The sequence below is a fragment of the Methanoregula sp. genome (genome assembly GCF_003170075.1).
Classification (GTDB): Archaea; Halobacteriota; Methanomicrobia; order Methanomicrobiales; family Methanospirillaceae; genus Methanoregula.
Genome location: NZ_PMZU01000029.1, coordinates 1 through 17,006, shown reverse-complemented (window position 1 = coordinate 17,006; position 17,006 = coordinate 1). Strand labels below are relative to the sequence as shown.

Here is a 17,006-nt window from a genome sequence, read left to right as displayed (position 1 = left end):
CTGTGTTACACTAGGAAGCGCCCCGATATTTTTCCCCCTAATGGGAGATCTGACTTTATATTGGGCATGCGATACTTATTTGAGTGATTTTATACAAACAGTGAACCAATGGGAGAACATCTATGCCGATCGTAAAAAAAATTCTCAACATATTCAAGTCGGGAAGCCGTGAGGAGGAGGAAGCACGACTGCATGCCCAGCGGGAACGTTACGAAACTTTTCTCAAGGCACTCACCAGCGGTGATCTTGACACCCGCTGGAACGCCGTCCGTTCGGTCGGCGATCTCGGGGAACCATTCATCGAACCGCTCATTAACGGGCTCAAAGACGAGTTCTGGATCATCCGGCGGGGCTCTGCTGATACGCTGGGCAAGATCGGTGTTCCGGCTGTCCTACCGCTGATCGGCGCCCTTTCCGAACCGGGTGAGGATGTCCGGCAGGAGGCGATCCGGGCACTCCAGCTCATCGGTGAGCCCGCGGTCAGCCCGCTTATCCAGTCGCTCAAGCACACTCATCCGTTCATCCGCCGTGGGGCCGTGCAGGCTCTCGGGGTCATGGGAGAGGGCCGTGCGGTGACAAACCTCGTCGAATCTCTCAAGGATACCGACCCGTGGGTCCGCCATGAGGCAGCTGTCGCGCTGGGCAGGATCGGCGACCCGCGTGCAGTGGCCCCCTTGATCGATGGTCTCAACGATCCCCTGGAGCATGTGCGGATGGCCGCAATGGCGACGCTCTGCTCACTGGGAGATGCATCGATCTCCCCCCTCATTCAGGCCCTTGTCGACAAAAACGAGGATATTTCCCGCAGGGCTGCACTGGCACTGGCGACCATCGGCGAACCCTCGGTCGAGCCGCTCATTGATGCCCTTTCAAACCAGAACCCGGGTATCCGCAAAGAGGCCGCAGCAGTGCTTGGCCAGATAGGGAACACAAAGGCAATTCCCACACTCATCGAAATGCTCGCAGATCCCGAAAGGGCGGTCAGGATAGATGTGGTAAAGGCACTTGCCGCGCTCGGCGTGCCCGCAATTGCCCCGCTTATGCAGGTCTTCCGTGAAGGCGATGTCCGCTCAAGGACCGGCGCGATGGAGGCGCTCTGGATGCTCGGCCAGCCGGCAACAACACCCCTTATCATGGTGCTCAAGGACGACCAGAGCGATGTGCGGAAGCGTGCGGCCCTGCTCCTTGGAGAGATTGGCGACCAGAAGGCTGCCGACCACCTCACCGGTCTCTTATCCGACGAGAACGTATCGGTCAGGCGCGAAGCCTTCGAAGCGCTCGAGATGATAAAGAAAAGAAATCCCAAATAATCCTGCTTTTTTCCCGGGTATATCCAGTACCCGTGTGCACCAGAAATAAAAAGCTTACACCCAGCCCATCGCCGTCCAGTGATCGAACTCGTGCGTCCAAACGTCCTTGTTTGCAAGCACGAGCTGTTTCATGTGAGCTTTCCTGTCCGCATGATACGCCTGCTGGACCGGATCTTTCCACTGCGTCCGGATCGCTTCCGTCAGCTTCCTGCCCAGTTCCTTTGCCTTCTTCTCCGCGGGCAGGATCGCATCCGGGTTGCCCATGAAATTCACGCTGACAGTACCAACCGTGGTCGCTCCCATCATCCGCATTGCAGAGTTCATGTACTCCGCGGTCTCTTCTGCCATAGCTCCGCCGGCGGTGGAAACAGCGCAGCCGTACTTCCCGGTAAAATGCAGGCAGTGGACGCTGTCTGCCATCCGGTCGAGCATTGTCTTGAGCTGTGCCGTGATCGAGTTGATGTAGACCGGCGAGCCAAGCACGATACCATCGGCATCGAGCAGTTTCTCGTACAGGGCCGGCATATCGTCGTCGTGGATGCACTCGCCTTTTGCATAACAGGTCGTGCATGCCCGGCAGTACTGGATCTTTAAAGCGCAGACATCGACAAACGTCACGTCCGCGCCGGTTGCACGTGCCCCTTCGAGCACGCCAAGGACAAGCCGGCGCGTCTGGCTCTTTTCTCCTTTCGGGCTCCCGTTAATCCCGAGGATCTTCATTATTGTGTTCACCAGTGTAGTGGTATGCCCGGGGCATCATAAAGATGTGCACTACGGTCGGGAAGTTCACGGTAAAAAAAGAGCCGGGGCAGCGTTTAAGAACAGTATTAAAACCATAAACATGAGATCCGATCATGCTTATCCGTGACAACCGGCTCCCATCGGATTTTTTTTAAAGAAAAAGAGACTGGTTAATACCAGTAATTTTTTACAAAGACTTTCGATTTCTCAAACCGTGGTGTGAAATGGCGGAGCACCAGCGGGACGATAATAATCGTTACAATAACGTTTCCGATCAACCAGGCTACGAACACAGACATAACCTGCGACCACCCGATGACGCCCCCGATCGCCAATGCCACCGAACCCCATGCAGATCCGATGACATTGTTCAGGATCGTCCCGAACAGGACGAGATGGAAGAGATCGCGGGTGGACTCCATGCCGACATGTACGTCAAATATCCGGAATGCAATAAGGGGAATCAGCACCTGCCAGAAGTTTGCAAGCGAGAAGTAGAGAGCAACCGTTACCGGCATCCCCGATAGGAGACCGGAGCCGATGAAACTACCGGCATACGCTGCAATCGCTCCATACATGCCAAACCAGAGCGTAAAGATCAGCATGAACGCAGCGGCAATAAAGATCATCGAAACACTGGTCGTAAGAGAGGGACTGATGATATGGGAAACCTTGAGGGAAAGCCATGCCAGCAGCGTGTTGATGAGGATAAGCCCGATCACGAGGAGGAGGAACGAGTACGTCGGACGTCTAACATTCTTCATTAATCATCACTATCCCCATATTATACGCCGCCCTACATAGAAGTTATCCCCCCGTTAACCCGGAAAAGGGGGTCCGGAGGGCTACATTAAGCAGAGATTACAGGAAAGCCACGCGAGACAGAGGATTTTATGGGCGGGTGCCGTAACACTAGGTATTGATCGGGGGAGGTGCGGTTCATGATTGTGACGGGGATTGATCCCGGGCTTGCCCGGCTCGGGTACGGCGTGTGCCGGGTGGACCGGGGCGTTATCACGCCCATCTGCTACGGGTGCATCGAGACCCCGGCCGGGCCCCGGCCGGGTGAACGCCTCGTTGAGATCTATACCAGCCTCCAGTCCCTCTTCGAACGCTACCCCCCGGATGCCCTCGCAATGGAAAAACTCTTTTTTTCAAAGAATACCACGTCTGCCATGGGGGTCAGTGAAGTGCGGGGCGTCATCCTCCTCGCGGCAGAGCAGCGGAAGATCCCGGTGACGGAGTACACGCCAAACCAGATCAAACTGGCGATCACCGGGTCGGGCCGGGCTGACAAGGCCCAGATGCAGCAGATGGTAGCAAGGCTCCTGCACCTCGACGAGATCCCGACACCGGACGATGCCGCGGACGGCCTTTCGATTGCCTTATGTCATATCCACGTCATGAGATAGTACAATGATCGCGTATCTGGACGGGACGCCGGTCGCAGCCGGCGACCGGTGGGTGGTGCTGGACGTCAACGGGATCGGGTACCGGGTGTACGTGCCGCAGCCGGAGATCCGGGAGATTTCCCGTGCGCAAAAAAAGGTAAAACTCCACACGTACATGGCGGTCCGCGAGGATGCCATAAACCTGTACGGGTTTTTGTACGAGAGCGAACTCGAGATGTTTACCATCCTTATCGGGGTCTCAGGCATCGGCCCGCAGATCGCGCTCAACATCCTCTCCCAGATCACGCTTGAGGACTTTGTCCTTGCAATCCTTACCGGGGATGAGAAGAGCCTGACAAGGATCACAGGGATCGGGCAGAAGGGCGCAAAGAGGCTGATTCTCGAACTCCGGGACAAGATGAAAAAAGTGCAGGCCGCGATGGCACCGACCCCGGCCGGGAAAAACGAACAGCTTACAAGGGATGCCACGAGCGCCCTTGTCTCGCTCGGGTTTGCCGAGAATGCCTCCTACGATGCGGTAAAAGCGGCAGCGAAAGGGATGACCTCCCCGTCGATACAGGACCTCATCAAGGCGGCGCTTGTGCAGCTCAAGGAGGGTGAGCGGCGATGAACGAACGGGTCATCTCCCCGCAACCGGCCGCAGACGACCCGGAGGAGATCACGCTCCGGCCGGCGACGCTCGATGCGTTTGTCGGGCAGGAGCCGGCAAAGAATGCACTCCGGATCGCGATAGCAGCAGCGCAGCAGCGGGGCGAACCGGTCGACCATATCTTGTTTGCCGGGCCCCCGGGCCTCGGGAAGACTACCTTGGCGCATATCATCGCCCGCGAGATGGGGGCGGAGATACGGACAACGACCGGGCCGGTGCTTGAAAAACCCGGGGACATGGCCGCCCTTGTCACGGCCTTAAAAAAAGGCGACGTGCTCTTCATCGACGAGATCCACCGCATGAACCCGGTGGTCGAGGAGATCCTCTACCCGGCGATGGAGGACTTCTTTATCGATGTGATGATCGGCGAGGGCCCGAGCGCCCGCTCGATCAAGCTGACACTCGAACAGTTCACGCTGATCGGGGCGACGACCCGGCAGGGTCTCTTAAGCTCGCCGTTCCGGGACCGGTTCGGGATCCTCGTGCGCCTGAACCTGTATTCCCCGGAGGATCTGGTCAAGATCGTGACAAGGAGTGCTGCCATCCTGAAGATCCCGATCACGCCCGAAGGGGCGGCCGAGATCGCGGCCCGGAGCCGGGGGACACCGAGGATAGGGAACCGGCTCCTGCGCCGGGTGCGGGACTTTGCCGTGGTGAAAGGCGACGGGACGATCACGGCGGATATCGCAAAGGATGGCCTTGCGCTGCTCCAGATCGATGAACTCGGGCTTGACGATATCGACCGGCGCATCATCTCGGTGATCGCGGACGATTTCGGCGGCGGCCCGGTGGGGGCGAAGACGATTGCAATCTCTGTCGGGGAAGAGGTCCGGACGATCGAAGAGGTCTACGAACCCTACCTGATCCAGATCGGGTTTGTGAAACGGACACCGCAGGGCCGGGAGACGACACCGGCTGCACAACAGCACATCAAGCTGAACCACTCCCAGAAGACGCTGTTTTAGCGAGCCACTATCTATTTTTTAAAGAGATTTCTGTTAAAAAGAAAAATTTCCGGTGGACCTTACGCCAGCTTCGCATTCACCGATGCCGGCATCAGCCGGTCGAGTAAAAACGTCGGTATCTGCTGCGAAGTCTTCACGGTCAGGTCGAAGTTATCTTTCGTACCGGTCGAGCCCAGGTACTGCAGGGTGAACTAAAAATCGGCATCGTAGAGCGGGATCCCAAGCGCGGTGATCTTCGCATGCCTGGGGCTGATCACCCGGGTCTGGCCCACGATTAAATCCTCTGGGTTGCCATCAACGTTGGTCCTTATCGAATCGTTGTATGCCATCACCGCGATCCGGCTGCTGCCAATCGTCACCGCTTCCCCGTCCGGGAGCGCAACGTTATAGTGGGTCATGTACGGACGGCTTTCTCCGGAAACACCAGTCGTGGTCGTAACGCTGAATGTGAGGATAGCGGCAGCGATGATCACAATGATGATACCGGCAATGATACCGATCAGGATCTTCGTTGTGTCCTGCATATCGCCATCGCCACGGGTGGCCGCGTGGGGGGAGTAATCCGTCATACTATCACGTACTCCTGACATGGCCATAGGCATGTAGGGCCAGAAGCGGGACCGGGCGGATCGTTTCAGTTCGAATGCGTAAGCGAACGGCGCAGATGACGTGGAGGGAATGGGAAAACCAGAGATCGCCCATAAAATCCATTATCCCCCCCTTCCTATTGTACTACGATTTTGATGCGTATACCCATACAATCAGTCACGCCGGAAACCGGCCATGCGGAAATCTGCGGATGGGTCCACGAGGAAAGAGACCTCGGGGGTCTCGCGTTCTTTTTGATCCGCGACCGGACCGGCATCCTCCAGGTGACCATCCCGAAAAAGAAAGTATCAGAAGCAGTGCTTGCTGCTGCAAAGAAAGTCTCGCGTGAATCCGTCGTTCGGGTCGCCGGCACGGTAAAGGCAATGGAGAAGGCGCCGGGCGGCAGGGAACTTATTCCCGACACTTTTGAGATCATCAACCTTGCCGAGACCCCCCTTCCTCTTGACGTTTCGGAAAAAGTCGGGGCTGAACTCGATACCAGGCTCGACGCCCGGTTCCTCGATGTGCGCCGGCCCCGGGTCGCCGCGGTCTTCCAGATCCGGAGCGCCGCACTGCACGCGATAAACAACTTCTTCCACAAAGAGGGATACATCAGCATCACTACCCCGAAGATTGTCGCCGCCGCGACCGAGGGCGGGACAGAACTCTTCCCGATTGCGTATTTTGACAAAGAGGCATTCCTCAACCAGAGTCCGCAGCTCTACAAACAGATGATGATGGCGGGCGGTTTTGAGAAGGTCTACGAGATCGGGCCGATCTTCCGGGCCGAGGAACACAACACCACCAAGCACCTCAACGAGGCAACAAGCATCGATATCGAGGTCTCGTTTGCGGATCACAACGACGTCATGAAGACGCTCGAAACCCTGATCCTCAAGACCTACGAATACGTGAACAGGAGCTGTAGCGACCAGCTGGCAAACCTTGAACTGACCGATTTTGCCGTACCAAAGGCCCCGTTCACCCGGTTACCCTACCGTGAAGCCATCGAGATCGCCCAGAGAACGTGCAGCGAACCGATCAAGTACGGCGACGATATCAGCGCCGCGGCAGAACACGCGATCGGGGACGAGATGGGCAGCCACTACTTCATCACTGACTGGCCCACCGAAATCCGGCCCTACTACGCGATGCCGTACGAGGACGACCCCTCAATCTGCAAGGCGTTCGACCTCATGCACCCGAGGATGGAACTCTCGAGCGGGGCGGAGCGTATCCACCAGTACGACCTGCTCGTGCAGCAGATCAAGAAAAAGGGTCTCAACCCCGAGAGCTTCGAGTTCTACCTGCGCCCGTTCCGGTACGGGATGCCCCCCCACGCGGGATGGGGCCTTGGTGCCGAACGGCTGATCATGACCATGCTCGGGCTTTCAAACGTCCGTGAAGCAGTCCTGTTCCCGCGTGATATGCACCGGCTTGTCCCATGAAGGCGTATTTCATCAACAAGGTATTAGCGACAACAGTTGTGGGAAGTTATCCCGTAGTCAAAGGCTCCGGCCTGAAAACTATTTTTGATCCCCTGAAATCCGCGGTCGAGACTGCGGTTGCCGACCAGATCATGGCCGGGATCGATATCATCTCTGATGGGCAGGTCCGGGGCGATATGATCAATGCGTTCTCCGGCAAACTGCCCGGGATCAAGGGCCAGGACGTTGTCGGCAAAATCCAGCCGGCGTCAGGGCCCATCACCGTGGCGGACACAAAGTATGCCCGGTCAAAATCCCCGTACGTCAAGGGCATCATCACCGGACCGTCCACGCTTGCCCACGGCCTCCATATCAGCACACCGATGTACCGGAACCGTGAGGAACTGGCGCTCGACATCGCGGCAGCACTCGCCGTCGAGGCACGCTATCTTGAGGCCGCCGGGGTCACCCTTATCCAGATCGATGAACCGATCTTCTCGACCGGCGTCGCAGACCTTGCCGTGGGGAAACAGGCAGTCGAACTGATCACCGGCTCCATCCGGATCCCCAGCTGCATGCACGTCTGCGGCAACCTCGGGAGCGTGCTTGACGATATCCTCAAAATCAACGTGAACGTGCTGGACTTCGAGTTCTCGAAGAATCCCGCCAACCTCGAACTCTTCGGATCGCGGGATCTCGCCGGGCGGATGATCGGGTACGGTTGTGTCGATTCCAGTTCGGAAACCGTGGAAACGATTCCCGAACTCAAAAAGCGGATCGAGAAAGGGGTCGAGGTCTTCGGTGCCAAAACGATGCTCGTCGATCCCGACTGTGGCATGCGGATGCGCACCCGCGAGGCAGCATTCTGGAAACTCAGGAACATGGCAGAGGCCGCAAAGGAAGTACGGCTCGCGCTGTAACCGCCATTTAAAAAATAAAAAATACCAGAAGATCTTTTCTATACGACTCTCGATGTCGTCGATGCCTCGATCCCGTGCTCCGTGATAATGAACGGCAGGAGTCGCTGGGGGGCGGCGGCATCCCGGATCTTGTGCACGGCAAGCGTCCGCTCGATCTCGCTCTGGTGTATATCTGTTTTGAGTTCCAGCACGAGATCTGCTGCACGCATGATCCGCGTCATCTCGACAGGGGAATGCACATTGGTATAGACGATAAACATCAGGTTCGCACCACGTTTCCGCATTTCGTCGCGTGCGAGCCTCAAAAATTTCAGCGCACTATCGATCCCGTACTTGATAATAATGGTGGAGAGGGAGTCAACAACAATTCTTCCGCCGATCATCTGGGGGAGGTACATCTCAGGGTGGATCTCAGCTACATCCAGCATGCCAACCTCTATATCCCCGTCGTTCATCAGGTAGGTACCCTCTTCGCCTTCCACCTTCCAGAACTGCATCGCGGCAAGGTCAACACCGGCAAGCGGAGTGCCGTACACCATGATGATCGATCCTTCGGGAAACCCCCCATCCAGAAGAAGGTTGAGACCCACGATGCCGGTAGATCGCTTCTTTGGCTTGCCGGTTATCGGGATATCTACGATCCGGCTTTTTGTCTCCACGTTTGGATGCTCCGGCTAATATTATTGGCAGGATATTTAAAAAGTTTCCGGGAATTGAGTTGTTTTGTCGCAGAATATTCCCGCAATTCTGCTTTATGACCTGTTTGCACCGAATTTTTCCCGCAGGGTACGGCGCAGGAGTTTCCAGCCGTGCACCCGGGGAAGCGCGTCCACGATGATAATCCGGCGAGGGACCTTGTAGCCGGCAAGGTGGACACGGCAGAACGATTCAAACTCTTCTTTGGTAAGTGTGGTACCGGCCTTCGTGACGACCGCTGCCACCGGGATTTCACCCCGGCGCTCGTCCGGGACGCCAAAGACCGCCACATCCGCGACGGCCGGGTGCTGGACGATCACGTTCTCCACTTCGGTAGGATAGACCTTCCAGCCCGACATGATGATCATATCCTTTTTCCGGTCGGTGATGTAGAGGATGCCCTCTCCATCGATATACCCGATATCGCCGGTCAAAAACCAGCCGTCATGCCGGAAGACTGCGGCGGTTGCCTCGGGCAGGTTCCAGTAGCCTTGTGCAACGGACGGGCCGCGAAGGGCGATCTCCCCGGCTTCGCCCGGGGGCATCTCTGTTTCCGGATCGTCCACGTCCACGATCATGACCTCCGTATACCCGACAGCGACTCCCACGCTCTGGTAGTGCCGGGTGAGATCGGGATACTCGGGGATCGTGGTCGTGCCGGACCCGATGACGATCGTTTCCGATAAGCCATAGGAGTTCGCGACCGGGATATGGTAGCGCTTGTCAAACGCCTCCCAGACCGCGGGCAGCAGCTGACCCCCACCTGAGATGATGAGCCGGGCGGTGCGGAGCCGGTCTTCAGTACCCGGTGCGCTGTGGACGAGCGTATGGATGACCGGCGGCATGCCGGCAAGGACGGTTACGTGGTATTTCTCCACAAGGGCAAGGTACTGCTCCGGATCGAAACGCTCCATCATGACGAACGTACCACCGGCCCGCAGCACGGCGAATCCCCACGATAACCCGACGTGGCCCATCGGGTAGATCCCGAGGTACACATCGTCCGGCCTGAGCCGTAGGGCTTCCCTCTCCGCGTCAAGCGCCGTCATCCAGTTGCCGTGGGTAAGCATGGCGCCTTTGGGCGTGCCGGTCGTGCCGGCCGTGTACTGGAGATGGCAGAGATCGTCCATCGCGCAGTTGGCCGCCCGCATGGATGCAGGTGCCGGGGGAAATGATTCCCACGCGACAATTCCAGTTCCTGGTCCCCCCACGCAGATGATATGGGCAAGGCCCGGGGCTTTTTTCTGTACTTCCGCGACCACACCCACACCCCGTACATCCGTGATGATCGCACAGGCGCCGGCATCGCTGACCGCTTGCAGCAGTTCCTCTCCCTGGTACACGATATTTGTCGGGACGGCCACGGCACCGATCCGCCAGATCGCAAAATAGCTGATCAGGTATTCGGGCGAGCTGTCGAGATAAATGCAGACCCGGTCGCCTTTTTTTATGCCAAGACTGCACAGGCCGTTCCCGACCCGGTTCATCTCCTGACGGAGTTTTAAATAACTGTAGGTCTCGTTCCGCGACGGGCAGATGAGCGCTGCTTTTGCTTCGGGAACACTCTTTGCATCAAGGAGCGTGGTAACGTTAGACATGGCCGCTGATCCGAACTAATGATACAAATTGGACGTTAATGTATATACGTGTTCATTTTATGGATCCGTTCATGGAGGAATAAACAACAATCATTATTCCCGACCACAATTTTGTAATAATAGTGTACTAAAAGTACCCGTAAGGGATCAGTGCGGACATGGCAGATATTCGTAATTTTATCGGGTTTGCGCAGAATGAGACCCTGATCAAGGAGTACGATGGCTTCCGGATGTATTTCCCGGTGAAGGCAAAGGTCAGCCTTGCCGTGACCAGCAAGCGGCTTATTTCCTACTCTTCAGTCAGGGGTTTCTTTGATGTGAAAACAGAATCCCTCTACCAGCAGGTCAGCCTCGCTGACATCAAGGGTGTCGGTGTAGTACATTCGATAAGATCCCGTGTCGGTCTCATCGCTTTTGGGATTGTCATCCTGCTTGCAGGGATCCTGACTACGGTCATCGGTTTGACCGGGAACAGGCTTCTGGAGTTGGGCGGGATCGCCTGCTGCATTCTCGGTGTTATCCTGCTCCTTGCAGGTATTTTCTGGAAAAAGCACCTGTTCCGTTTTGAGGTCTGGGGAACTGCCTGGGTTCTCTCGATTGGCGAATTCGAAAATATCAGGCCGGTGACCACCGGTGGCCCGGATCTGCTCAAGATTGTCGAGGAGCTCGGTGCCCTCCTCATCGAGATCCAAGAGGGGATCCTGTAGTCCGGGGAGTGACCCGGGCCGCCATGGCCATACCGGCACTTGTACCGGTTATCCTGTAAATATAGAGGCACGTTCCGTGCCCGTGAGCCGGGCCTGGAACAATAAGTTTTTCTGTATCCTGACCCGTATGATATCTGATATCTATGGCTGAGGAAACGCATCAGGAACAACCGCCCCGCCAGCACCACGAACAGGGATCGTATCCCCGCCACATGCGGGATCGCCACAATCAGCCGCCCCACCCGGCAGGGGAACCGAGGCCGCAGGAGTCGGCCGGGGAAAATCTCGATGCGGCAGAGAATGAGGAAGAACATGCGGAGTCCCAGCACCGGTCGCACGGGAGCCACCGCGGTGGCAGGCCGGCAAAGAAAGTCTACGAAGAATTCCTGAACGATCCGTACTGTGAATAAAACAGCACAAGGGAAAACTTTTTTTAATCAGGGGGAGCAAAATCCGGCAGGATTGCCCTCCCAAAAAAATTCACGCGTATCGTTCACGGGAAATTCCGTATAATTTTTTCCCGGATCGTTTCCTTGGGGTATGCCCCGATCACCCGGTCCACCATCTTGCCATGCGAGAAGAAGACGATGTTTGGGATCGCCGAGATGTCAAGCTGCATCGCCAGCTGCTGGTTCTCGTCTGTGTTGCATTTCCCGAACGTAACCTTCCCGGCAAATTCCTGTGCGAGTTCCTCGATGACGGGCCCGACCCTCCGGCACGGCCCGCACCACTCGGCCCAGAAATCGACTACGAGCGCCGGGTGCTTCCGGAGCAGGTCGTTGAGATGCAGCTGGTCGATTTGGATCACTGCACCTGCTACGCTCTGGTGTTCCATCTTCTCTTTGAGTGCCGCCATCCGCTTCTCACGGATTGCCTCAAGTTCGTTATCGTCCATAAATGAAAATAGGGAGGCACTGATAATTGAATCTAGCGAACGGGACTGGTCTTCGACTGTCCCGTGAGTAAAGTATATCAGCGCCTGCCGTCTATATTATAACCCTGATTATAGGAAGCGAGGTAGGGTAGCCAGGATATCCCGACGGGCTCATAACCCGTAGATCGATGGTTCAAATCCATCCCTCGCTACTTTTTCTTTTTACCACCCGAAAACTGCCGGGTGCTCATACCTGTGCCGGATCAATCCTGCCGTCATATGGGAAAGCCATGTCCTTTCCGTGCAACAGTCACGATAAAGTTCCGGTTTTTGTACACGACATCCACATCGGAAAAACCGGCCTCGTGCAGCCACGAAAGCTGCACTGAAAGTTTCTCGTTTTTGTCCAGCGTGTCCCGGCGCCTGCGGATCTCCGCAGACTCCGGGGTGTCCAGCGGCCCGCTGTGTAAAAAATCGTCCCAGTACTCGCGGTACTTCCCGGTGAAGTACGGCGTCTCACCGTCGGCCTGGTCGGCGTTGACGAACACTCCGCCCGGTGCGAGCACGGAAAAGATCCTCCCGAAGAGCCGGTGTTTGTCATCAGGATCGAGATGGTGGATGGAAAGGGCGGAGCAGATGAGATCGTAAGGTCCCCCGAGATTCACCCAAGAATAATCCCCGGTCCGGAAAACAACATTTTTACAGCCGGAGAACCGTTCCCGGGCAACAGCAAGCATCTTCTCCGAAATATCCAGCAGGGTGATCGTCCCTGCAGGATATTTTAAAAGAAGCAGGGCGCTCAAAAGCCCTGTCCCTGCACCAACATCGAGGATCGCAGGTGATGCGGACAGACTTTCGGCAGCCCAGACCGCAGCGCCGTAAAATTGACGCAGGTCGGGTATGACATATTCACGCTGGGCGTCGTATCCTGCCGCAACCACATCGAAGGCTTTTCTGATATGCTCCATTATTCCTGCACTTCCTTAAAAAACGCTCCCGAAAAAAATCGTCGGGGGCTCTCCGGGTTACTGGATCCCGGATCCCTTACACCGGGTTTGTTCATTCGGGCACAAAAAGTACTCTCTGCGACACGCAAATCCTGTCTAAAAAAAAAGAAAAATCCGTTACGAAGACTCCGCTTCGAACGACCCGAGTTTTGACTGGAACGTCCCGTCCACGAAATCCACCTGGCGGGGGTTTACGATCTCACCCTCGATCGGCACCGGGTAGCAGCCGGTGAGGCACCCGGTGCAGAGATCCTCGCGGTCAAACCCGATCGCTTTTACAAGCGCATCAAGCGAGATGTGGTGGAGCGAGGTCGCCGTGATGCAGCGCCGGACCTCATCTTCTGCCTTGTCACTTGCGATCAGTTCCTTTCTCGTGGGCATATCAACGCCAAGATAACAGGGCGCCTTGATGGCGGGAGAGCCGATCCGCATGTGCACCTCGCGTGCGCCCGCATCCCGCATCATCTCAATGATCCTCTTTGAGGTCGTCCCCCGCACGATACTGTCATCGACAAGGACAACCGACTTGTCCTTTAAGTGTCCCGGGATCGGGTTGAGCTTGATCCGGACGGCCCGCTCCCGCGCCTGCTGCGTCGGCATGATAAACGTCCGGCCCATGTACCGGTTCTTCATGAGGCTCTCCACGAACGGTATCCGGGACCGTTCCGCGTACCCGATTGCATATGCTGTCCCGGAGTCCGGCACTGAGCCGACCGAATCCGCAGTTACCGGCGCCTCCTCGTAAAGTTTCTGGCCGATCGCCCGCCGCACATCGTACACGAGCACGCCGTCCATAACGGCATCCGCCCGTGCAAAATAGATGTACTCGAAGATACAGTGGGCACGCTTGCCCGCGACCGCGATCTGCGTGCACCGGATACCCTCGCTGTCCATCCGGATCAGCTCCCCGGGTTTCACGTCGCGGAGGAACTTCCCGCCCAGCGCATCGATCGCTACGCTCTCGGACGCCACGATGTATCCCTTCTCGATCTTCCCGAGACAGAACGGCTTGATGCCAAGGGGATCGCGGAACGCGTAGATCACGCCATCGATCATGATCACGACCGAATACGAACCCTGTATCCGCTTCATGCAGAGATGCACCGCGTCCTCCACGCAGCCCGAGGCGGTTATCTCTTCGATCAGGATCTTCGCGATGATCTCTGTGTCTGTCGTCGTCGTAAAGATCTGGCCCGCCTGTTCGTACTCCCGCCGGAGTTCACAGGTGTTGACCAGGTTCCCGTTGTGGGCGACCGAGATAAAATGATCCTGAAACTGAAAATTCAACGGCTGGATATTCTCCGGCAGGTTTGAACCGGTTGTCGGGTACCGCACATGGCCGATACCGGCCGTGCCTTTAAGATCTTTTAAAACAGAAAGGGAAAAGACATCAGCGACAAGCCCCTGCCCCTTGAACTTACAGAGACTTGTCCCATCAAACGTGGATATCCCGGCGCTCTCCTGGCCACGATGCTGGAGCGCATACATGGCATAGTAAAGCTGGATGGAAACATCGCCAGCATCGACAATGCCAACGATACCACACATGGTGCTACTCTAATGCGTCGGAGTTTTTGGTCTCTTGCTGTGCCACTTGTAGTTTTGCATCTTGGTGCTTCTGCCAAACCCGCAGGAAGAGCAGACTTTCTTCTGGGCGTGGAACGAGATCTTGCCACAGCGCCGGCAGGCGATATGGGTCATCTTGTTCATCTTACCCATTGACGGTGTGCCTTTTGTCATGTTATTTCACCTTATGATTCCAGCGATGGTGAGATATAGATCACGTTATCTCCACGGACGATAAGCGTGCCTATCTTTACAACCTGCCCGTTCTCTGTTTCCTCAGCCTTATCAAGGACGAGGTTCATGTGAACATCGTAACCCTGAAGAACTCCCCGGATCTCTCTCCCGCCTTTGATGGAGACAATAACGGGCTGGCGGTTCAGCACCAGATCTAAAATATCCAACGGTCTCTTGGTCATACTCTTACCCTGTATTACCATCGCTCTGGAGTAATATATGTGCGTGAGCACTCTACTTAAACATAGCGTAGATCGGCATGGGACAAGAAGGTTTCTGGTGCCCTCGAAAGAGAGGCCCGGCACCGAAAATTCCCGATGGGTTTCACAGTAAACCGGCACACCTGTTCCGGGCCGGGAAAAATTATTAGACCTTGCCCGAAAGAATGTAGGAACAGGACAATGAAAAAAATTATCGTAAAAAAACGGCATTCCATCCGTAAAAGTCAGGCAGAAGACCTGCTGGACCGGCTCGCACTCCAGATCGGGTCGTCTGCCGCGCTTTTCCATACCGACATGATCGAAATTTTGGAAACGAACGCGGATGTCGCACTTTACCTCGTGAATAAAAAACCGCTGCTGATGGACACCGGGGACTGGGTCTTTCCCACGCTCAAAGGGGCGGTCCAGTGCCCGTTCCCCGAGCGGATGGTCACGGTCGATGCCGGTGCAATTCCGTACGTGGTGAATGGCGCAGATGTGATGCGGCCGGGAATTGTCGCGGTCAGCGACGACATCGTGGCCGGGAGCCCGGTCCAGATCGCTGACGAACGGCATAAAAAGCCGCTGGCGATAGGCGTTGCGCTCATGGACGGCCCGGCAATCCGGGCAAGCGCACAGGGAAAGATGTGCAAAAATTTCCATCATGTCGGCGATGAACTCTGGAACCTTGAACTGTAACATTTTTGAAATGCCAGAAAAGGATGGAAAATCAGGCCATTTCTGCCTTTTACATCGATACTATTAAATAATTTTCTTCGTACAGTTTTTTTATGGTTAAGATCATTGACACACTTTTGGGGAAAAATACCACCAGTTCCGACGATGATTACATGGAACTCGACCTCAGTTCCTACGAGGAACACGGCGCCGGTTCCCCTGCGCTCCTGGTAAAGATTGCAACAATTGCGGATCTCAAGGACACTCCCCGGGTCAAGGATGAGGTTTACAACGGAAATATCGTGATTGTCGATATCTCGCGCCTGAAGATGGACAAGATCTCCTATGAGCGTGTCTTAAAGGACTTAAAGGAAGTCGCAAAGGATGTTAACGGGGATATCATCGGCCTCGGCGACCAGCGGTACGTCGTTCTTACACCAATGTCCGTTAAGATCTCGCGCGACAAGATTGGCGGGGCATAACCCTTTGCGCACGATCGTTCCCGGACCGTGTCCATACTGCAACACTGAAATAGAATATCTCTACCAGACGGAAAATATTCCCTATTTTTCAGATATTCTTATCATTTCTGCCACGTGCCCGTCCTGCGGGTACCGGTACGTTGATACGCAGCTTTTGAAAAATGCCGGGCCGGTGCGGTACGAGATGCCGGTCATGACAAAAGAGGATCTCGATGTGCGCGTGGTGCGGAGCACGACCGGCGTTTTTGAGATCCCCGATCTCGGCGTCCGGATCGATCCGGGCCCGGCCTGCGAAGGGTTTGTGAGCAATGTTGAAGGCGTGCTCGACCGGATCGCCCAGGCCATTAGGATCGCGGTAAAAGACGGTGACGAGACCGAGAAAGAGAACGGCCGCGTGCTTTTGAAAAAGATCGAATGTATCAAAGCCGGGGGGCTGCCGGTCACGCTGATCCTCCAGGACCCCATGGGAAACAGTGTGCTTGTTTCTGACAAGGCAGAGAAAACGGCATTCGTGGCTGACGAACCGGACGCGTGCGGGGACTAACAGCTCCGTATTTTTTCTTTTTTTTCGTGCAGATTTTTTCGGGCCGACCCGGCCCTGAAATTATCCCGCCTCACCCTAAATGGTAAAACCACGACGGCGTCAGATGTGAATATTGTGCGATCCGGCCCCCAAAACCGCCCCTCCTTTCATTTCCACGTATCTTTACCCATCCGGAAAAAGATCGGCCGTCCAGTTAGGCCTATTTAGGCCCTCTTTTTTCCGACGTGAAAATGCGCCGGGAACCCGAATTAAACCCCCTTTTTCGTGAATTAGGCCCCCACTTGAGGTGAACGGAACCCCCACGAACCCGAGGCTCCTTCGGAAAGTAAGGTTACCGGAGTCTCAGGAACGGGGCATCAATGAAGAAAAAAACACTTTCGTCCCATGCACTCCAAAGTATATATAATG

At 55.9% G+C, this 17,006-nt stretch carries 21 protein-coding genes and 1 tRNA gene; 12 read left to right on the top strand and 10 right to left on the bottom strand.

Features of this window, described 5'->3' with window-relative positions; all coding sequences use genetic code 11:
- Positions 1-122: 122 nt before the first annotated feature.
- The gene (locus tag QZN75_RS03335; RefSeq protein ID WP_292424718.1) at positions 123-1,310 is read left to right on the top strand and encodes a HEAT repeat domain-containing protein; all 1,188 of its coding nucleotides are present in this window, start codon (positions 123-125) and stop codon (positions 1,308-1,310) included.
- Positions 1,311-1,364: 54 nt separating this feature from the next.
- On the opposite strand, the gene QZN75_RS03330 is transcribed toward QZN75_RS03335, so the two are convergent.
- Together QZN75_RS03330 and QZN75_RS03325 are read right to left on the bottom strand one after the other, a co-directional pair.
- Positions 1,365-2,042 carry a flavodoxin family protein gene (locus QZN75_RS03330; RefSeq protein WP_292424716.1) on the bottom strand — a complete coding sequence of 226 codons (678 nt, stop codon included), beginning with the start codon at positions 2,040-2,042 and terminating at the stop codon, positions 1,365-1,367.
- Between the two features lie 179 nt (positions 2,043-2,221).
- Entirely contained in the window at positions 2,222-2,815 is a 594-nt protein-coding gene (locus tag QZN75_RS03325) for a hypothetical protein (RefSeq protein WP_292424714.1), read from the bottom strand.
- 177 nt (positions 2,816-2,992) lie between these two features.
- Here QZN75_RS03325 and ruvC point away from each other — a divergent pair, with 177 nt between their 5' ends.
- The 3 genes from ruvC to ruvB are packed head-to-tail and all read left to right on the top strand — an operon-like array spanning position 2,993 to position 5,077.
- The gene (gene ruvC, locus QZN75_RS03320; protein WP_292424712.1) at positions 2,993-3,463 is read left to right on the top strand and encodes a crossover junction endodeoxyribonuclease RuvC; all 471 of its coding nucleotides are present in this window, start codon (positions 2,993-2,995) and stop codon (positions 3,461-3,463) included.
- A gap of 4 nt (positions 3,464-3,467) precedes the next feature.
- A complete protein-coding gene (gene ruvA / locus QZN75_RS03315) occupies positions 3,468-4,073 on the top strand; it encodes a Holliday junction branch migration protein RuvA (protein ID WP_292424710.1) in 606 nt (201 codons plus the stop codon).
- Positions 4,070-5,077: a Holliday junction branch migration DNA helicase RuvB gene (gene ruvB / locus QZN75_RS03310; protein WP_292424709.1), complete on the top strand. Its 1,008-nt coding sequence runs from the start codon at positions 4,070-4,072 to the stop codon at positions 5,075-5,077. The genes ruvA and ruvB overlap by 4 nt, the downstream gene beginning before the upstream one ends.
- Positions 5,078-5,268: 191 nt before the next feature.
- Here ruvB and QZN75_RS03305 read toward each other — a convergent pair whose 3' ends face one another.
- Entirely contained in the window at positions 5,269-5,646 is a 378-nt protein-coding gene (locus QZN75_RS03305) for a hypothetical protein (RefSeq protein WP_292424707.1), read from the bottom strand.
- Positions 5,647-5,820: 174 nt separating this feature from the next.
- Here QZN75_RS03305 and aspS point away from each other — a divergent pair, with 174 nt between their 5' ends.
- Both aspS and QZN75_RS03295 read left to right on the top strand, forming a co-directional pair.
- Entirely contained in the window at positions 5,821-7,113 is a 1,293-nt protein-coding gene (gene aspS / locus QZN75_RS03300; protein ID WP_292424704.1) for an aspartate--tRNA(Asn) ligase, read from the top strand.
- Positions 7,110-8,012 (top strand): methionine synthase, encoded by a 903-nt coding sequence (locus QZN75_RS03295; RefSeq protein WP_292424700.1) that lies wholly within the window; start codon positions 7,110-7,112, stop codon positions 8,010-8,012. The genes aspS and QZN75_RS03295 overlap by 4 nt, the downstream gene beginning before the upstream one ends.
- A 38-nt stretch (positions 8,013-8,050) precedes the next feature.
- Here QZN75_RS03295 and QZN75_RS03290 read toward each other — a convergent pair whose 3' ends face one another.
- Together QZN75_RS03290 and QZN75_RS03285 are read right to left on the bottom strand one after the other, a co-directional pair.
- A complete protein-coding gene (locus QZN75_RS03290; RefSeq protein ID WP_292424697.1) occupies positions 8,051-8,671 on the bottom strand; it encodes an ATPase domain-containing protein in 621 nt (206 codons plus the stop codon).
- 93 nt (positions 8,672-8,764) lie between these two features.
- The gene (locus QZN75_RS03285) at positions 8,765-10,306 is read right to left on the bottom strand and encodes a class I adenylate-forming enzyme family protein (protein ID WP_292424696.1); all 1,542 of its coding nucleotides are present in this window, start codon (positions 10,304-10,306) and stop codon (positions 8,765-8,767) included.
- A 158-nt stretch (positions 10,307-10,464) separates the two neighbouring features.
- Between QZN75_RS03285 and QZN75_RS03280 the strand changes: the two genes are divergently transcribed.
- Both QZN75_RS03280 and QZN75_RS03275 read left to right on the top strand, forming a co-directional pair.
- Entirely contained in the window at positions 10,465-11,013 is a 549-nt protein-coding gene (locus QZN75_RS03280; protein ID WP_292424694.1) for a hypothetical protein, read from the top strand.
- Between the two features lie 143 nt (positions 11,014-11,156).
- Positions 11,157-11,423: a hypothetical protein gene (locus QZN75_RS03275; RefSeq protein WP_292424691.1), complete on the top strand. Its 267-nt coding sequence runs from the start codon at positions 11,157-11,159 to the stop codon at positions 11,421-11,423.
- An 83-nt stretch (positions 11,424-11,506) separates the two neighbouring features.
- Here the strand turns inward: QZN75_RS03275 and trxA are convergent, their stop codons facing one another.
- Positions 11,507-11,908 carry a thioredoxin gene (gene trxA / locus QZN75_RS03270; protein ID WP_292424688.1) on the bottom strand — a complete coding sequence of 134 codons (402 nt, stop codon included), beginning with the start codon at positions 11,906-11,908 and terminating at the stop codon, positions 11,507-11,509.
- A gap of 116 nt (positions 11,909-12,024) precedes the next feature.
- On the opposite strand from trxA, the gene QZN75_RS03265 reads away from it, so the two are divergent.
- A tRNA-Met gene (locus QZN75_RS03265) sits at positions 12,025-12,099 on the top strand.
- 63 nt (positions 12,100-12,162) lie between these two features.
- Here the strand turns inward: QZN75_RS03265 and QZN75_RS03260 are convergent.
- The 4 genes from QZN75_RS03260 to QZN75_RS03245 all read right to left on the bottom strand — a co-directional run bounded on the left by QZN75_RS03260 (position 12,163) and on the right by QZN75_RS03245 (position 14,876).
- A complete protein-coding gene (locus tag QZN75_RS03260) occupies positions 12,163-12,855 on the bottom strand; it encodes a trans-aconitate 2-methyltransferase (RefSeq protein WP_292424685.1) in 693 nt (230 codons plus the stop codon).
- A 156-nt stretch (positions 12,856-13,011) separates the two neighbouring features.
- Positions 13,012-14,442 (bottom strand): amidophosphoribosyltransferase, encoded by a 1,431-nt coding sequence (gene purF / locus QZN75_RS03255; RefSeq protein WP_292424682.1) that lies wholly within the window; start codon positions 14,440-14,442, stop codon positions 13,012-13,014.
- 9 nt (positions 14,443-14,451) lie between these two features.
- On the bottom strand, positions 14,452-14,634 hold the full coding sequence (locus QZN75_RS03250; protein WP_292424677.1) for a 50S ribosomal protein L37e: 183 nt from the start codon (positions 14,632-14,634) through the stop codon (positions 14,452-14,454).
- A gap of 11 nt (positions 14,635-14,645) precedes the next feature.
- The gene (locus QZN75_RS03245; protein WP_292424674.1) at positions 14,646-14,876 is read right to left on the bottom strand and encodes an LSM domain-containing protein; all 231 of its coding nucleotides are present in this window, start codon (positions 14,874-14,876) and stop codon (positions 14,646-14,648) included.
- 219 nt (positions 14,877-15,095) lie between these two features.
- Here QZN75_RS03245 and QZN75_RS03240 point away from each other — a divergent pair, with 219 nt between their 5' ends.
- The 3 genes from QZN75_RS03240 (at position 15,096) to QZN75_RS03230 (ending at position 16,598) form a co-directional block, all read left to right on the top strand.
- Entirely contained in the window at positions 15,096-15,593 is a 498-nt protein-coding gene (locus tag QZN75_RS03240) for an RNA-binding protein (RefSeq protein ID WP_292424671.1), read from the top strand.
- 92 nt (positions 15,594-15,685) lie between these two features.
- The gene (sepF, locus tag QZN75_RS03235) at positions 15,686-16,054 is read left to right on the top strand and encodes a cell division protein SepF (protein ID WP_292424668.1); all 369 of its coding nucleotides are present in this window, start codon (positions 15,686-15,688) and stop codon (positions 16,052-16,054) included.
- Between the two features lie 4 nt (positions 16,055-16,058).
- Positions 16,059-16,598 carry a ZPR1 zinc finger domain-containing protein gene (locus QZN75_RS03230; protein ID WP_292424665.1) on the top strand — a complete coding sequence of 180 codons (540 nt, stop codon included), beginning with the start codon at positions 16,059-16,061 and terminating at the stop codon, positions 16,596-16,598.
- Positions 16,599-17,006: the final 408 nt, after the last annotated feature.

What these genes read in the sequence shown, in the direction of transcription:
- QZN75_RS03335 (WP_292424718.1), top strand. Translation starts at nt 123, where the DNA reads ATGCCGATCGTAAAAAAAATTCTCAACATATTCAAGTCGGGAAGCCGT.
- QZN75_RS03325 (WP_292424714.1), bottom strand. Translation starts at nt 2,815, where the DNA reads ATGAAGAATGTTAGACGTCCGACGTACTCGTTCCTCCTCCTCGTGATC.
- ruvC (WP_292424712.1), top strand. Translation starts at nt 2,993, where the DNA reads ATGATTGTGACGGGGATTGATCCCGGGCTTGCCCGGCTCGGGTACGGC.
- ruvA (WP_292424710.1), top strand. Translation starts at nt 3,468, where the DNA reads ATGATCGCGTATCTGGACGGGACGCCGGTCGCAGCCGGCGACCGGTGG.
- ruvB (WP_292424709.1), top strand. Translation starts at nt 4,070, where the DNA reads ATGAACGAACGGGTCATCTCCCCGCAACCGGCCGCAGACGACCCGGAG.
- QZN75_RS03305 (WP_292424707.1), bottom strand. Translation starts at nt 5,646, where the DNA reads ATGACGGATTACTCCCCCCACGCGGCCACCCGTGGCGATGGCGATATG.
- aspS (WP_292424704.1), top strand. Translation starts at nt 5,821, where the DNA reads ATGCGTATACCCATACAATCAGTCACGCCGGAAACCGGCCATGCGGAA.
- QZN75_RS03295 (WP_292424700.1), top strand. Translation starts at nt 7,110, where the DNA reads ATGAAGGCGTATTTCATCAACAAGGTATTAGCGACAACAGTTGTGGGA.
- QZN75_RS03285 (WP_292424696.1), bottom strand. Translation starts at nt 10,306, where the DNA reads ATGTCTAACGTTACCACGCTCCTTGATGCAAAGAGTGTTCCCGAAGCA.
- QZN75_RS03280 (WP_292424694.1), top strand. Translation starts at nt 10,465, where the DNA reads ATGGCAGATATTCGTAATTTTATCGGGTTTGCGCAGAATGAGACCCTG.
- QZN75_RS03275 (WP_292424691.1), top strand. Translation starts at nt 11,157, where the DNA reads ATGGCTGAGGAAACGCATCAGGAACAACCGCCCCGCCAGCACCACGAA.
- trxA (WP_292424688.1), bottom strand. Translation starts at nt 11,908, where the DNA reads ATGGACGATAACGAACTTGAGGCAATCCGTGAGAAGCGGATGGCGGCA.
- QZN75_RS03260 (WP_292424685.1), bottom strand. Translation starts at nt 12,855, where the DNA reads ATGGAGCATATCAGAAAAGCCTTCGATGTGGTTGCGGCAGGATACGAC.
- purF (WP_292424682.1), bottom strand. Translation starts at nt 14,442, where the DNA reads ATGTGTGGTATCGTTGGCATTGTCGATGCTGGCGATGTTTCCATCCAG.
- QZN75_RS03250 (WP_292424677.1), bottom strand. Translation starts at nt 14,634, where the DNA reads ATGACAAAAGGCACACCGTCAATGGGTAAGATGAACAAGATGACCCAT.
- QZN75_RS03245 (WP_292424674.1), bottom strand. Translation starts at nt 14,876, where the DNA reads ATGACCAAGAGACCGTTGGATATTTTAGATCTGGTGCTGAACCGCCAG.
- QZN75_RS03240 (WP_292424671.1), top strand. Translation starts at nt 15,096, where the DNA reads ATGAAAAAAATTATCGTAAAAAAACGGCATTCCATCCGTAAAAGTCAG.
- sepF (WP_292424668.1), top strand. Translation starts at nt 15,686, where the DNA reads ATGGTTAAGATCATTGACACACTTTTGGGGAAAAATACCACCAGTTCC.